Consider the following 14,953-nt stretch of genomic DNA (forward strand, 5'->3'; position numbering starts at 1 on the left):
CCTCTCGGGCAAGAAATTTGCCCGAGAGGCATGACGGTGGCTGAATGGAGGCATGAGCACCGAGCCCGGGGGCCCGCCCGAAGAACTCGCCGTCGCCCCGCACCTGCGGGAACTGCGCCGCCGCGCGGGCCTCACCCTGGAGGCCGCGGCCAAGGCCGCGAATCTCTCCCCGGCCCACCTCTCCCGCCTGGAGACCGGCCGCAGGCAGCCGAGCCTGCCGATGCTGCTCGCACTGGCCCGTACCTACGGTACGACGGTCTCCGAACTCCTCGGCGAGACCCCCGCGGGACCCGGATCGGTCGTGCGCGCGGGCGCGATGGAACCCACCGACGCGGGCGGCTGGACGTACTGGCAGGCCGGCGGCCCGGGCCGCGCGATGCAGGCGCTGCGCGTACGGGTCCCGTACGGCAGTCAGGGCGACATCGTGCGCGTGCACCCGGGCGAGGAGTGGCTGCACGTCCTGACCGGACGCCTGCGGCTGCGCCTCGGCGACAGCGCGCACCTGCTCGGACCGGGTGACAGCGCCCACTTCGACTCGCTCACCCCGCACCGCATCGCCGCCGCCGACCCGGACGGCACGGTGCTCCTCTTCGTCCACACGCTCTTGCAGAGCCCGCACGGCGCGCTCTGCCTCGGCGACGTCCACCCAGGAGGCGCGTAATGCCAGAGAACGACAGCGGGGTCAGGCCGGAGACCGGCGGCGGGGTGCTGCCGGAGGGCGACAGCGGGGTCGGGCCGGAGGGCGGCGGCGAAGAGGCCGCGCCGGGCGAGAACGGCACCATCCGCCGTTTCGTCGAGGACAAGATCCCCACCGGCCTGTGGGTCCGCGTCTTCGTCTACGTCGTCGCGGCGCACGGCGTCGCCGCCTTCCTCTACCTGCTCTTCGTGCTGGGCGCGAAGAACCAGTGAGGGAGGCGGGCGGTGCGCCCCCCGGCGGGGACGCACCCCGTTGTTCTGTGTCCGCCTACTCCACGAGCCGCTCCCGGAGCCGCTCGCGCAGGGCGTCGTCGAGGCCCAGGACCTCGCCGAAGTAGCGGTCCCTGCCGCCCCAGTGCGTGTCGATCGTCTCGAAGGCCGCGCGCAGGTAGCTCGCCCGGGCGGCGAAGAGCGGGTCGAGGAGTTCGGCGACCTCGGGGGTCGTCGGCGGGGCGGCGTCCTTGCCGCGCGAGACGCGGTAGCGGCGGTGGCGCGCGTTCGACTTGAGGTAGTCCTCCTCGATCGCCTCCTCCTCGACGCCCACGGCGAGCAGCACGAGCGCGATCGAGGTGCCCGCCCTGTCCTTGCCCGCCGCGCAGTGCAGCAGCGCGGGCACGCTGTCCTCGGCGAGCGCCCGCAGCAGCCGCCCGTGCTCGGCGGTGCGCTCCTTGATCAGCTGCCGGTAACTCGCCTCCATACGGGCCTCGGCGCGTCCCTCGCCGAGCGCGGCCCGCAGCTGGTCCACCTCGCCGTCGCGCACGATCCGCCAGAACTCCGCGCCCTCCGCCGGGTCGTTGAGCGGCAGGTGCACGTTGCGCACGCCGGGCAGGTCGACGTCGGGGCCTTCGAGGGCGCGGTCGGCGGCGTTGCGGAAGTCGAAGACCGAGTGGAGGCCGAGCCCCGAGAGAAAGACGGTGTCCTCCGGGGTCGCATGGGCGAGGTGGCCGCTGCGGAAGAGGACGCCGCCGCGGGTGCGGCGGCCGTCGTGCGTGGGCAGCCCGCCCACGTCGCGGAAGTTGCGGACGGCGCTCAGCACGGGCTCTTCCGGCCCTGCCTGCGCGGTGACGACGGGCTCGGGCGCGGTCCCCGGGGACGGCTGCGTCACGGGACTCCTTCCGGTGGGCCGCCGGCGCGGCTCGTCGGCGGGCTCGCGGTGCCGAGACTGGCACGGACCGCGGGGCCCGGCAAGGTACCGGAGCCGCGGAGAACGCCGAGGTGAGCAGCGTCATAGCGGTGACGGACGGTGCCGGGAGGGGGCCGCGGGCCGGGCGGGCCGTTTCCGCAGCGAGCGCTGTACGTCCGGTTCTGTCCGTATCGGGTCGTTTCTACGGAGAGTGACGGAAATCCGCGCAATGGATCACTAAATGTGATGTGCACCGCAAAGGGGCTGCTTGTCCGGCGTGTCGCGTTGCCTTTACGGTCGCCACCAGTCCGGTCGGAACGCCGAATCCTGCCGCCGCCCCGGACTCTCACGCTCACTCACACCCGTACCGGCAGGAGCGGGGGACCCGCACGCTTCACGCCGTCCCTGGTCCCCGTGGGACGGCTCGGGGTGAAGTCGCCGCGCGCGCCGCGCCGGTGGCCGGGCAGCTCCAGCCCGAACCCGACAGCTCACCCCGCAGGCGACGGAGAAGGAACCCGCATGTCCGCCACGGCCAACCGCCGCTCGTTCACCCGTCGCCTCGCGCTGCTCGGCACCACCGGTGCCGCAGCCGTGGCACTCCCGCTCACCGCCATCGGCGGGGCCCACGCCGCGAGCCCCGCGAAGGACACCACCTACACCGTCAAGGCCGGTGACACGCTCATCAAGATCGCCAAGAAGGAGAAGGTCTCCGGCGGCTGGAAGAAGCTCTACGAGCAGAACAAGGGCACCATCGGCGCCAACCCGGGCATCATCAAGCCCGGTTCGAAGCTCGTCGTGAAGAAGGCGGCCGCCCCGGCCCCCGCCGCCAAGAAGGCGACCGAGGGCACCGGCTGGACCGCGCCCGTCGACGGCGTCAAGGGCGGCGGCTACGGCCGCAACGGCAGCCTGTGGTCGCACGGCCACACCGGCGCCGACTTCCCGTGAACACCGGCACCCCGATCAAGGCCGTCGCCTCCGGCACGGTCATCACGGCGGGCTGGGGCGGCGCCTACGGCAACCAGATCGTCATCAAGCACGCCGACGGGCACTACAGCCAGTACGCCCACCTCTCGGCGTTCAAGGTCTCGGCCGGCCAGAGCGTCACCGAGGGCCAGCAGATCGCCCTCTCCGGCGCGACCGGCAACGTGACCGGGCCGCACCTGCACTTCGAGATCCGCACCGGCCCCGCGTACGGGAGCGACATCAACCCGCTCACCTTCCTCGCGCAGCACGGCGTCAACGCCTGAGCCGCACCCGCGCGAACCGTGGCGGCCCGCCCCTTGCCCAAGGGGCGGGCCGCCACGGCCGTTTCGGGACACGACCCCCAAGGAGTCCTGTTTATTCCATAGTTGGGTCTTTCTTGACCGGTGGTCTTTCTCACTCCGTGTCACCCCCTCCCTACGGTGGCGTAAGTATGGTGTAAAGGTGAAGGATGCCGAGGTGGCACGAGAAGCGAGGATTCCCAGCAGCAAGGCCCTCCCCGTCGAGGGCACCGTGACGTCCTACGTGGCCGTGGGCGACAGCTTCACCGAGGGCGTCGGCGACCCCGGGCCCGACGGGCTCTTCACCGGCTGGGCCGACCGCCTCGCCGTCCAGCTCGCCGACCGGCTCCCCGAGCGCTCCGCCTTCCGCTACGCCAACCTCGCCGTACGCGGCAAGCTCCTCGACCAGATCGCCGAGGACCAGGTGCCCCGCGCGGCCGCGCTCGCCCCCGACCTCGTCTCCTTCGTCGCGGGCGGCAACGACGTCCTGCGCCCCGGCACCGACCCCGACGACCTCGCCGAACGCTTCGAGAAGGCCGTCGGGACGCTCTCCGCCGCCGCGGGCACCGTCATGATCGCGACCGGCTTCGACACGCGTGACACGCCTGTCCTGCGCCACCTGCGGGGCAAGATCGCCACGTACAACGCGCACGTACGCGCCGTCGCCGACCGCCACGGCTGCCTCGTCCTGGACCTGTGGGCCCTGCGCTCGGTCCGCGACCGCCGCGCCTGGGACAGCGACAGGCTCCACCTCGGCCCCGAGGGCCACACCCGCGTCGCCCTGCGCGCGGCCCAGCTGCTCGGCCTCGACGTTCCCGCCGACCCCGAGCAGCCCTGGCCCCCGCTGCGCCCGCGCGGCACCTTCGAGGAGCGCCGCGACGACATCGCCTGGGCCCGCGAGTACCTCGTCCCCTGGATCGGCCGCCGCCTGCGCGGCGAGTCGTCGGGCGACCACGTCCACGCCAAGCGCCCGGACCTGCTCCCGCTGTAGCCGGGGACGGGGCCCTTTTCCGCCGGCGGGGCGGGCCCCCGGACCCTCCGGCGGATACGCGAGCGAGCCCGGCCGCATCCGTGCCCTCCGGCGGAACGAAATCCAGCCCCTCCGGCGTTTGAGGAGCGGGGGCTCGGGGGCGGAGCCCCCGCAAGGCCCACCCGGCGGGCGCCGAGCCACGACACCGGCCGAGTATTGACACGTACCGCCCCGGAATCCCGCACCCGAGGAGACACCCGTGCCCCCCACCCGCCGCTTTCCCACGCCGCTGGCCTTCGGGGCCGACCCGAGCGGCGCCCGCATGGCCCGTATCCGCCGCTCCCCGCACTTCGACCCCGCCAAGGGCGTCTTCACCAACCCGGAGGGCCCCGCGGGCGAGACGACGGGCGGCGCCCCCACGCCGGACCGCAAGGAACTCCTCCGTACCTACTTCCGCTCCGAGGACCGCGCCCGCCGCGCCCCCTCGGGCGTCCTCCCCGTGCACCCCACGAGCCTCGCCGACCTCGCGCGCCCCCCGCGCGGCGGCCTGCGCGTCACCTGGGCGGGGCACTCCTCGGTGCTCACCGAGATCGACGGCGCCCGCATCCTCTTCGACCCGGTGTGGGGCGAGCGCTGCTCCCCCTTCTCCTTCGCCGGGCCCAAGCGCCTGCACCCCGCCCCCTTCCCGCTCGCCGCGCTCGACCGCGTCGACGCCGTGGTCATCTCGCACGACCACTACGACCACCTCGACCTGCCCTCGATCCGCGCGCTCGCCGCGCGCGGCACGACCTTCGTCGTCCCGCTCGGCATCGGCGCCCATCTGGAGCGCTGGGGCGTGCCCGACGCGCTCGTACGGGAGCTGGACTGGCACGAGTCGACGGAGCTGGCCGGGGTGCGGCTGACCGCGACGCCCGCCCGGCACTTCTGCGGCCGCGGCCTGCGCAACACGCAGCACACGCTGTGGGCCTCGTGGGTCGTCGCCGGGTCCGAGCACCGTGTCTTCCACAGCGGGGACACCGGTTACTTCCCCGGCTTCGCCGACATCGGCCGCGCGCACGGCCCCTTCGACGTCACGATGATCCAGCTCGGTGCCTACAGCGAGTACTGGCCCGACATCCACATGACCCCCGCCGAGGCGCTGCGCGCCCACGGGGACCTGGGCGGCGGCGTCCTCCTGCCGATCCACTGGGGCACCTTCAACCTCGCGCCGCACCCGTGGGCCGAGCCCGCCGAGTGGACGAAGGACCTCGGTGACGCCTCCGGCTCCCGTATCGCCTTCCCGCGCCCGGGCCAGCCCTTCGAGCCCGCGGGCGAGCTGCCCGCCGAGCCGTGGTGGCGTGCCGTCTCGCTCCCGCTCAGGCGGCACTGGGAGACCTCCGTACCCGTCGACGCCGCCCCGCGCACCGACGGCGAGCCGACGCAGGGCCCGCCGCTCGGCCTCGCCGCCGACCGGTGAGCACGGCCCCTGCCCCGCGTCCCGGTGCGGCCCCGCTTCCGGGCGCCGTCCCCGCCGAGGGCGACGCCTTTCGCGGCGACTGCCCGGGACGCACGGTCCTCGACCACGTGACGAGCCGGTGGGGCGTGCTCATCCTCGCCTCGCTGCGGGCGGGCCCGCTGCGCTTCTACGAACTGCGGGACCGCATCGGCGGCATCAGCGAGAAGATGCTCTCGCAGAACCTCCGCGTCCTCGGCCGCGACGGCCTCGTGGACCGTGAGGTGGAGCCCGTCGTGCCGCCGAAGGTGAGCTACGCCCTGACCCCGCTCGGCGCGGAACTCGCCGTCCCGTTGCAGAGCCTCGTCGACTGGATCGCCACCCGTACCCCGGACATCGTGACCGCCCAGCGGTGCCACGACGCGGGGGCGGGGGAGCACTGAGGGAGACAGGGGACTGTGAGGTGCGTCACGCCCTCCCCGTCCCCTGATTCCCTCGCCAGCGCGCCTACGCCGGGGGAGGGGGCTTACCTGTAGGTAGGGGCTTACCCGGGGTGAGCCCGCAGCTCTACCGTCCTTCGCGTGAACGAGATCACTGCCGACATCTGGACGGACGTCGTCTGCCCCTGGTGCTTCATCGGGAAGCGCCGCTTCGAGCGGGCGCTCGCCGCCCTGGACGCGCCGGAGCGGGTACGGGTCCGCTGGCGGAGCTTCGAACTCGACCCCGCCGCCCTCCGCGTCACCGACGAGACCATCCCCGCGCGCATGTGGCGACGGCAGGGCATCCGGCCCGACGAGGCCGCGCGACTGCTCGCCGGGGTGAGCGCGCAGGCCGCGGCCGAGGGGCTCACGTACCGCCTCGACCGGGCCCGCCCCTGCAACACCTTCGACGCCCACCGCCTCGTCCACCACGCGGCGGATGCCGGGCTCGCCGAGCCCTTCCAGGAACGCCTGATGCGCGCCTACACCGCCGAGGGCGCCTCGGTGGGCGACCACGCGACGCTCCTGACCCTCGCCGGGGAGGCGGGCCTCGCCGCCGGTCCCGCCGCCGCGGTACTCGCGGGCGGCGCGTACGCGCAGGACGTACGCGCCGACGAGGAGCTGGCCGCGCGGCTCGGCGTCGGCGGGGTGCCCGCCTTCGTCATCGCGGGACAGCCACCGCTCGCGGGCGCCCAGCCCACCACCGTCCTCGCCGCGCTCCTGCGCCGCGCCGGACTCTGAACGGCGGGCCCCACCGCGTTCCCCCCCGCCCGTGGTGCCGCGCCCCGCCGCCCCGCCCCGCCGTACTCCCGCCGACCGGCATGCCCGCGCTCTCTTCGCGCCGCTCCCTCGCTCCTCCCACCGGTTGGTTCCTCCCGAGAAAGCACTCCCATGCCCTTGACCCGTCCTTCCGCCCCGCGACCCGGCCTCGTCCTCCTCGTGTGCTGCCTCGCGCAGTTCCTCGTCACGCTCAGCGTGGCCATCGTCAATGTGGCGCTGCCCGACATCCAGCGCGGGCTCGGCTTCAGCGCCGAGAGCCTGCAATGGGTCGTCAACGCCTACACGGTGACCTTCGCCGGTTTCCTGCTCCTCGGCGGCCGGATCGCCGATCTCCTCGGGCGGCGCAGGGTCTTCCTCGCGGGGGTCGTCCTCTTCGCCCTCGCGAGCCTGGTGGGCGGACTGAGCCAGAATGCGGGGACCCTCGTCGCCGCGCGGGCCGCCCAGGGTCTCGCCGCCGCCGTGATCGCGCCCACGACGCTCGCCGTGCTCGGCACGAGCTTCACCGAACCGCGGCGGCGCCACCGTGCCTTCGGTGCCTGGGGCGCGGTCTCGGGGGCCGGTGGCGCTTTCGGCGCGCTCGCCGGGGGAGCGCTCACGGACGCCCTGTCCTGGCGCTGGGTGCTCTTCGTCAACGTGCCGATCGGGGTGCTGCTCCTCGCCGGGATCGTCCTCGGCATCACGGAAGGGCGCGGCGCGCGCGAGGACCGGCGGGTCGATGTCACGGGCGCCCTCACCGTGACGCTCGGGCTGCTCGCGCTCGTGCTCGGCATCGTGCAGGGCGGTCCGCACGGCTGGGGTGCGGCGGCGACCCTGGTCCCGCTCCTTTGCGGTCTCGCCCTGCTCGGCGTCTTCCTCGTCGTCGAGGGGAAGGTCGCCGCGCGCCCGCTCATGCCGCTCGACCTCCTCCGCTCCCGCGCGGTCGCCGCGGCGAACGTCGTCGCGATGACGAGTGGTGCCGCGCTGTTCGGCATGTTCTACTTCCTGACCCTCTTCCTGCACCAAGTACGGGACTACAGCCCCCTGCGCACCGGCTTCGCCTACCTGCCGCTCGCGCTCGCCCTCATGGTCGCGGCGCAGTGCTCGGCCGCTCTCGTCCGCGCCCTCGGTCCCCGTACGACGCTGCTGGTCTCGATGGCGCTCACGGGGGCGGGCCTGCTCTGGCTCTCACGTCTCACCGAGGACTCGGGCTTCGCCGGCGGGCTCCTCGGCCCGACACTCGTCGTCGGCGCCGGGCAGGGCATCGCGATGTCGGCCTCGGCGATCGCCGGGGTCGCCGGGGTCGCCCCGGAGCGCGCGGGCCTCGCCTCGGGTCTGCTCAACGCGACCCGCCAGCTCGGCGGCGCGCTCGGTCTCGCCGTCCTCGCCGCCGTCGCCTCCTCCCGCACCGAAAGCCTCATGGCCGGTGCCGCGCGCCCCGCCGCCCTCGCCCGCCACGCCCTCGCCTCCGGCTACGCGCTCGCCTTCGGCGTCGCCGCGGGCCTCGCGGCACTCGGCCTGCTCGCCGCCCTGGCCGCACCGGGCCGTGCGCTCGCCACGTCCGGACCCGTACGTGCCGAGGGGCCGCGGGCGGTGCGTCCGCCCGCGGCCCCTCGCTCGTGAGCGGTCAGCCGAGCGGCGCGGGGAAGGTGGGGTACTCGACGCCCGAGACGTGCTGGACGACGCGGACGACCTGGCAGGAGTAACCGAACTCGTTGTCGTACCAGAGGTAGAGGATCGCGTTGTCGCCGTCGACCTTGGTCGCGCCCGCGTCGACGATCGAGGCGTGGCGCGAGCCGACGAAGTCGCTGGAGACGGCGTCGGCGGAGGTGATGAAGTCGATCTGGCGGCGCAGCGGCGAGGTGAGGGAGACTTCGCGCAGGTGGCCGAGTACCTCTTCGCGGCTCGTCTCGCGGCTCAGCCGGAGGTTGAGGATCGCGATCGAGACGTCGGGGACGGGGACGCGGATCGAGCTGCCGCTGATCTTCGCCTTGAGGTCGGGCAGGGCCTTGGCGACGGCCGATGCCGCGCCGGTCTCGGTGAGGACCATGTTGAGCGGCGCGGACCGTCCCCGCCGATCGGACTTGTGGTAATTGTCCAGCAGGTTCTGGTCGTTGGTGAAGGAGTGCACCGTCTCGACGTGCCCGCGCTCGACGCCGAACGCGTCGGCCATCGCCTTGAGCGGCGGCACGATCGCGTTCGTCGTGCAGGAGGCGCAGGAGATGATCCGCTCGTCCGGCTTGATCGTCTCGTGGTTCACGCCGTGCACGATGTTCGGTACGTCGCCCTTGCCCGGGGCGGTGAGCACGACCTTCGCGATGCCCGGGCGCAGGTGCTGCGAGAGGCCCGCGCGGTCGCGCCAGCGGCCCGTGTTGTCGATGAGGATCGCGTCATTGATGCCGTAGGCGGTGTAGTCCACGGTCGCCGGGTCGTCGGAGTAGATGAACCGGATCGCGTTGCCGTTCGCGACGAGGGTGTCGTTCTCCTCGTCCACGATGATCGTGCCCTGGAACTGGCCGTGCACGGAGTCGCGGCGCAGCAGTGAGGCGCGCTTGACGAGGTCCTGACCTGCGGCCTTGCGGACCACGACGGCGCGCAGGCGCAGGCCGTTGCCCGAACCGGCCTTCTCGATGAGCAGCCGGGCGAGGAGCCGTCCGATGCGCCCGAAGCCGTAGAGGACGACGTCGCGCGGGGCGCCGCGCTCGATCTTCCGCTCGCCTGTCGCGCCCGCGACGGCATCGGCGGTGAACTCGGCGACGCTCAGGCCCCTGTCGTCGCTCTTGTAGGTCGCGGCGAGCATCCCGATGTCGATCTGCGAGGGCCCGAGGTCGAGTGTCGTGAGCGCCTGGAGGAACGGCATCGTCTCGGTGACCGACAGTTCCTCGCCCGCGATCTGCCGGGCGAAGCGGTGGGTCTTGAGAATCCCGACCACCGACTTGTTCACCAGCGAGCGGCTGTGCAGCAGCACGGTGACGTCCCGTTGCCGCTGGAGCCTGCCGATGACGGGGATCATCGATTCCGCGATCTCCTCGCGGGTCTTCCAGTTGGTGAACGAGTCCTCGTTGACAGTCACAGATCCATCTTTCGAGCTAGGCGGCGCTCATATGTTAACCCGCCGAGTGTGATCATCTGACGAGAGCGGGTGTGAGGTACGACCTGCGGCCGCGCGGTACGACCATCGGCCGTGAGGTACGACCTGCGGCCGTGCGGTACGACCTGTCCGGGGCGGGTACGGGTGCGGATACGAGGGCGGGGCGGGCGCCTCATCCCGGCACCCGCCCCGCCCCGCTCCTTCCGTATCCCTCAGCCCGCGTACGTCCGCACGTACGCGAACCGCGCCGTCGCGCCCGCCGTGTTGAGCGCGACCAGGCCGATCCGCAGCGGTGCCGACGCGTCCGGGAGCGTCCACGCGCCGGTCCACGTCCAGTGCACGCCGTCCGTACTGCTCGCGGCCCGCACCTCGTGCAGGTCCCGCGCCGCGTCGGTGTGGTGCGCGAGGCGCAGCCACACGGTCGCGGCGGGAGCCCCGCCGAACATCGGCCCGTACGAGTTCGCCGCCGGGGGCCGCGCGGCCGGGAGCGGTCCCTCACGCGCGAACTCGGTGACGTGGGTGACCTGCCCGTCCTCGTGGCTCACCGGAAGCACGGCGTGGACGAGTTTCACGTACCGGTCGTCGTCCCCGTACAGGACCAGCCCGGCCTGCTGGTTGCCGGGTCCGTTGTCGACGCCGAGCTTCGTCTCGACGACGAAGTCCCCGCTCGGCGCGGGCCTGTTGAGAACGGACGCCGTGTTCGTCCCGAGGTACAGCTCGGCGTCCTGCGTGGGGAGGACGAGATCCCCGCCGCTCGTGCCCGCGCCCGCCGCGGGGCCGCGCACCCAGCTCCAGCCGGGGCCGGGCGCGGAGCCGTCGAACTCGTCGCTGTACGCGCTCAGTCGCTCGCCCGCCTCCGGGTCGGGCACCCGCCTGGTGACCGGGTGGTACAGCCCCGTGGCACCGACGTTGTCCGCCTGCGCGCCCGTGCCGCGCGCGGCGACACCGACGCGTCCCGCACGGGCGGCGGCCTTCGGCACGCTCCGGGTCTGCGTCGCCACCGCGTCGTGCAGCCGGTCCGCGCTCACCTCGACGGTGAGGCGGGTGCCGCGCAGTTCGGCGGCGACGTTGCGCCAGGCGCCCCACGGGAAGCCGGACGGCAGCGGCGTGGACCGGCGCCCGGCGCTCCTCCCGTGCACGAGGACGTCCGTGACGAGGCTGTGGGTGGGCCGGTCGAGCCAGGCGATGATCTGGTCGCCCGCGCCCCGGTGCGCGAGGACGAGGCCCGCCGAACCACCCCCCGCCGTCACCCGCAGGTCCGCCTCGGCCCGCACCCGCGCGGGCGCCGTGCCGGGCGACACGAGGTAACCGGCCGCCGCTCCACCGCCCGTACGGCTGACGAGACCGCCCGCGTCCCTGTCGCTCCCGGGGCTCCACGCGCCGGTGTCGGCGCCGCGCGCCCGGAAGCCGTCGAGCCCGCCGCTCGTGAAGGTGCTCCCCGTGTCCCACGTGGTGACGGGCGCCGCTTGCGCGTCGTGCGAGGGGCCCGCGCCCGCGCGGACCACGGGCCAGCCGTCGATCCAGTCGAGCCGGTCGATGAGCAGCGGGCGCCTGCTGAGCGTGCGGTCGATGCCGGGGACGCGAACGAGGTCGGGGTCGGCGGCGGGAATCGCGTGGTAGACGAGCCAGTCCTGCCCGGACAGGTCGGTCTGGAGCGCGTTGTGCCCCGGGCCGATCCACCGCCCGTCGCCGCCCACCACGACGGTGCCCTTGCTGCTCGCCGAAAGGAGCGGGACGCCCTGGTCGTCGGTGAAGGGGCCGGTCGGGCTCGTGGAGCGGCCCACCTTGACCTGGTAGCCGCTCGCGCCGCCGTCGCAGCACCCGGCATCGGAGTAGAAGAGGTAGTACCAGCCCTCGCGGCGCACGACGAACCCGCCCTCCACGCGCCGCCCTTGGGCCACCTCGGTCGCCGGGCCCTCGGTCCGCGTGCGGTCGCCGTTCATGCGGGCGACGCAGATCGTGTCGTAGCTGCCCCAGTAGAGGTACGGCTGCCCGCCCACGTCGGTGAACTGCGCCTGATCGATGTTGCCGCTCGCGCAGCCGCTCGGGGCCGGCAGCACGGAGCCCCTGTCGGTCCACGGGCCCGTCGGTGTCGGCGCGGTGGCGACACCGACCGTGTCGCGGTCGGGCACCGAGTAGTACAGCGTGTACAGCCCGTCCGCGTAACGGATGTCGGGCGCCCACAACCGCGAACCGCCGTGCCAGGCGGGCTGGTCGGCGGGCGTGAAGACCTCGCCCGCGTACGACCACTGGACCAGGTCCGCTGAGCGCAGGATCGGCAGCGTGCGCTCGCCGCTCTCGCCCTTGCTCTGGAAGACGGGGTTCTGGGTGCCGTACGCGTACCAGTAGCCGTCCTTGGCCCGGATCATCGCCGGGTCGGGAAAGGTGTCGACGGTCTGCCCGGAGACGGGGTTGGTGTACGTGGCCGGAGCTGCGGCGGGAGCGGGGGCCCTTCCGGGTGGGGAGGCCGGTGCGGAGGCCGGTGCGGCTGCCGGTGCCGCGTGCGCCGGGGTCGCCGGGAGCAGGGTGCCGAGCAGGAGCGCGGCGAGGAGTGCCACGAGGAGGTGGTGCCGTATGAGGGCGGGTCTGGGCCGCACGGCGGGGGGACCTTCCTGTGAAAGGGGGTACGGGCCGGGACGGGGGAGTTCAGCCGCGCTCGAAGGCGCTGAGGGTCGGGTCGTGGTCGGGGTCCCCGATGTCCGCCATCGAGGTCATCCAGTGGTGGAAGTTGTCGCCGCGCCCACGCAGCAGCTCGTACAGGCGCCGCGACAACCTCCCTCGCACGGAGGCAAGTTCGGGGTCCGCGTAGCGGTTGACCAGCTCGTGCGGGTCCGTCTCCAAGTCGTACAGCTCGTTGACCGAGTCCGGGTTGACGACGAGTTTGAAGCGCTCCTCGCGGATCATGCGCTGCGGGTAGGGGAAGTGGTGGCCGTGGAACTCGGCGAGCACCTCGGCGGGCCACTGCGGGTGCTCGCCGCGCAGCAGCGGGAGCAGGCTGCGGCTGTCGGTCGCCGGAGCCGTGTCGCAGCCCGCGAGGTCGAGCAGGGTCGCCGTGCAGTCGGTGAGCGTGACGAACTCCTCGCGCACCTGGGCGGGTTGACCGGGCACGCGGATGATCCCCGGGATGCGGTAGATGTCCTCGTACATCGCCGGGCCCTTGTCGTGCAGCCGGTGCGCGCCCGTGAACTCGCCGTGATCCGCGGTGAAGAAGACGGACGTGTCGTCGGCGAGCCCCAGCTCCTCCATACGCGTCAGGATGCGCCCGATCTGCTCGTCGATGAGGCTCACGTACCCCCAGTAGACGGCGACGAGCTTGCGGCTCACCTCCTCGGGCATCGTGTCGAAGGCCCAGTGCGCGCTGTAGTTGCGCTGCACGGGCGGCTTGCCCTCGAAGGTCTCCGCGACCGAGGGAGGCAGCTCGACGAGGGCGGGATCGTAGCGGTCGTAGGAGGCGTCGGGCAGCAGGTACGGCAGGTGCGGGCCGAAGAAGTGCGTCGCGAGGAAGAAGGGCCTGCCGTCCTTCGCCCCCTCGGCCGCGTAGCGCTCCAGGTGCTCGATGGCGCGTGTCGCGAGGTAGTACTCGAAGGTCGCCTCGACGGGCTGGTCGAGGCGCGCGGCGAGCAGGTTGCCGGGACTGCCGTTGGGCGCGGTGCCGCGCACGGGCTCGCTGATGCGGTACGGGGGCAGCCCGCGCTCCGCGAGATAGGAGAGGTAGTCGGGGTGGTCGACGGGGTTGTGCCAGCCCGGCAGATCGGGCCCTTCGAAACCGTACGAGGCCGCGTCGCGCCGCGTTCCGGCGTGCCACTTGCCGATGAGCCCGAGCCGGTAGCCGCGCGCCGCGAGCGCCGCGGGGAAGGTGAAGGCGTCCTCCGCCAGATCCTCCGAGTACCCCACGTTCCGCTCCTGGTTGGCGAGCAGGCGGTGCCGGAAGGGGGCCTGCCCGGTGAGGAGGCTCGCGCGGGCGGGGGTGCAGATCGCGGTCGGCGTGTAGAAGCGGTCGAAGCGCGTGCCGCTCGCCGCGAGCCGGTCCAGGTGGGGCGTCGCCACGTGCGGATTCCCGTACGCGCCGAGAGTGTCGACGCGGTGCTGATCGGTCATGAGGAACAGGAGGTTCACTTGCCCGCCTTCCCGAACCGCTCGCCCGCGTAGAAGGACGAGGCCTTCGGCGCCTCCTTCAACTGGCCCGTGCTGACGAAGAATTCGCTCATCGCGTCGAGCCAGCCGTCCACCGTGCCGTCCTCGGTGCGCGCCACGAGTTCCTTCGTCGTGAGCGTCTTGACGTGGCTCGCGTCGGCCTTCACCTTCGCCTCGTCCACCTTGAGCAGCTTCGCGCTCAGCGCCACCGACTCCTCGGGGTGCGCGGCGCGCCAGTCGTTCGCCTCCTTGAGGACGGCCACGACCTTCGCCTCCGCCGCCTCGTCCGTCTTCGGCCCCGCGACGAAGGCGGTGGGGAAGCTCCCGCCGATGTCCTCGGTGCTCGCCACCTCCACGAGCTTCGGCACCTTCTCCTTGATGGTGTCGATGAGCGGGTAGTTGATCCCGGCTCCGTCGATGCGGCCCGCCGAGAACGCGGCGACGATCGTCGGCGCGTCCATGACGACCTTCTGGATGTCGTCCATCGTCATCCCGGCCTTCTTGAGCGCGAGCCGCAGCACCATCTCGCCCGAAGTCCCCTCGGGCACACCGACCTTGCGGCCCTTGAGCCCCCGGAGCGAGGTGATGCCCGGCTTCGCGATGACGCGGTCCGCGTAGGTGAGCGTGTCGATCGCGACGATCCTCGCCTTGCCCGAGGCGGGCAGCCACATCGCGCCGGGACCTATGTACCCGTAGTCGAGATCCCCGGTGCCGAGCGCCTGGATCTGCACGGGGCCGTTGACGAAGACGCTGTACGAGGCCGTGAGGCCGTGCTTCTTCCACAGCCCGCGCTCCCGCGCGATGGCGAGGAGACTCGCGCCGTTGTAGTCGGCGATGTAGCCGAAGCGGACGTGGTGCGTACCGCCGCCCGAACCGCCTTCCGGCGCGTCGTCGGAGCAGGCGGACACGGCGAGTGCCAGTGGGGTCGCGGTGAGTGCCGTGAGCAGGGCGCGGCGGGAGAGGGACATGGCGGCGGGGGCCTTTCGGAGGGAGGTGGAGCGTCGGGAGAA

Annotated in this window: 12 protein-coding genes, 1 pseudogene and 1 riboswitch; of the genes and pseudogenes, 8 read left to right on the plus strand and 5 right to left on the minus strand. The window is 73.1% G+C overall.

The features are described 5' to 3' along the window. The first annotated feature begins 52 nt into the window (after positions 1-52). Together ACQYWQ_RS27040 and ACQYWQ_RS27045 are read left to right on the plus strand one after the other, a co-directional pair. On the plus strand, positions 53-661 hold the full coding sequence (locus ACQYWQ_RS27040; RefSeq protein ID WP_431038222.1) for a helix-turn-helix domain-containing protein: 609 nt from the start codon (positions 53-55) through the stop codon (positions 659-661). Further along, complete coding sequence (locus ACQYWQ_RS27045) at positions 661-909, plus strand: DUF6126 family protein (RefSeq protein WP_431038224.1); 249 nt, start codon at positions 661-663, stop codon at positions 907-909. The genes ACQYWQ_RS27040 and ACQYWQ_RS27045 overlap by 1 nt, the downstream gene beginning before the upstream one ends. Positions 910-964: 55 nt before the next feature. On the opposite strand, the gene ACQYWQ_RS27050 is transcribed toward ACQYWQ_RS27045, so the two are convergent. Further along, positions 965-1,801 (minus strand): tyrosine-protein phosphatase, encoded by an 837-nt coding sequence (locus tag ACQYWQ_RS27050; RefSeq protein ID WP_431038226.1) that lies wholly within the window; start codon positions 1,799-1,801, stop codon positions 965-967. A 357-nt stretch (positions 1,802-2,158) separates the two neighbouring features. Next, positions 2,159-2,336: riboswitch (cyclic di-AMP (ydaO/yuaA leader) on the plus strand. A 2-nt stretch (positions 2,337-2,338) separates the two neighbouring features. Here ACQYWQ_RS27050 and ACQYWQ_RS27055 point away from each other — a divergent pair. From ACQYWQ_RS27055 to ACQYWQ_RS27080, 6 genes and pseudogenes are all read left to right on the plus strand, one after another. Next, positions 2,339-3,066 (plus strand): annotated as a pseudogene (locus ACQYWQ_RS27055) (M23 family metallopeptidase). Between the two features lie 193 nt (positions 3,067-3,259). Then, positions 3,260-4,072, plus strand: a complete 813-nt coding sequence (locus ACQYWQ_RS27060; protein ID WP_431038227.1) for an SGNH/GDSL hydrolase family protein — start codon at positions 3,260-3,262, stop codon at positions 4,070-4,072. A gap of 301 nt (positions 4,073-4,373) precedes the next feature. Further along, positions 4,374-5,507 carry an MBL fold metallo-hydrolase gene (locus ACQYWQ_RS27065; protein WP_431039370.1) on the plus strand — a complete coding sequence of 378 codons (1,134 nt, stop codon included), beginning with the start codon at positions 4,374-4,376 and terminating at the stop codon, positions 5,505-5,507. After that, entirely contained in the window at positions 5,504-5,926 is a 423-nt protein-coding gene (locus ACQYWQ_RS27070) for a winged helix-turn-helix transcriptional regulator (RefSeq protein ID WP_431038229.1), read from the plus strand. Before ACQYWQ_RS27065 ends, ACQYWQ_RS27070 begins: the two co-directional genes overlap by 4 nt. A 138-nt stretch (positions 5,927-6,064) precedes the next feature. Continuing rightward, positions 6,065-6,703, plus strand: a complete 639-nt coding sequence (locus ACQYWQ_RS27075) for a DsbA family oxidoreductase (RefSeq protein WP_431038231.1) — start codon at positions 6,065-6,067, stop codon at positions 6,701-6,703. Between the two features lie 150 nt (positions 6,704-6,853). Beyond that, a complete protein-coding gene (locus tag ACQYWQ_RS27080) occupies positions 6,854-8,341 on the plus strand; it encodes an MFS transporter (RefSeq protein ID WP_431038232.1) in 1,488 nt (495 codons plus the stop codon). A gap of 4 nt (positions 8,342-8,345) precedes the next feature. Here ACQYWQ_RS27080 and ACQYWQ_RS27085 read toward each other — a convergent pair whose 3' ends face one another. The 4 genes from ACQYWQ_RS27085 to ACQYWQ_RS27100 form a co-directional block, all read right to left on the minus strand. Continuing rightward, a complete protein-coding gene (locus ACQYWQ_RS27085) occupies positions 8,346-9,791 on the minus strand; it encodes a glyceraldehyde-3-phosphate dehydrogenase (protein ID WP_431038233.1) in 1,446 nt (481 codons plus the stop codon). 230 nt (positions 9,792-10,021) lie between these two features. Then, positions 10,022-12,406 carry a family 43 glycosylhydrolase gene (locus tag ACQYWQ_RS27090; RefSeq protein WP_431038235.1) on the minus strand — a complete coding sequence of 795 codons (2,385 nt, stop codon included), beginning with the start codon at positions 12,404-12,406 and terminating at the stop codon, positions 10,022-10,024. 49 nt (positions 12,407-12,455) lie between these two features. Continuing rightward, positions 12,456-13,925 carry a sulfatase-like hydrolase/transferase gene (locus ACQYWQ_RS27095; RefSeq protein WP_431038236.1) on the minus strand — a complete coding sequence of 490 codons (1,470 nt, stop codon included), beginning with the start codon at positions 13,923-13,925 and terminating at the stop codon, positions 12,456-12,458. After that, on the minus strand, positions 13,922-14,911 hold the full coding sequence (locus ACQYWQ_RS27100; RefSeq protein ID WP_431038237.1) for an aliphatic sulfonate ABC transporter substrate-binding protein: 990 nt from the start codon (positions 14,909-14,911) through the stop codon (positions 13,922-13,924). The genes ACQYWQ_RS27095 and ACQYWQ_RS27100 overlap by 4 nt, the downstream gene beginning before the upstream one ends. Positions 14,912-14,953 lie beyond the last annotated feature (42 nt).

It is taken from the genome of Streptomyces sp. P6-2-1 (assembly GCF_050613165.1).
Classification (GTDB): Bacteria; Actinomycetota; Actinomycetes; order Streptomycetales; family Streptomycetaceae; genus Streptomyces.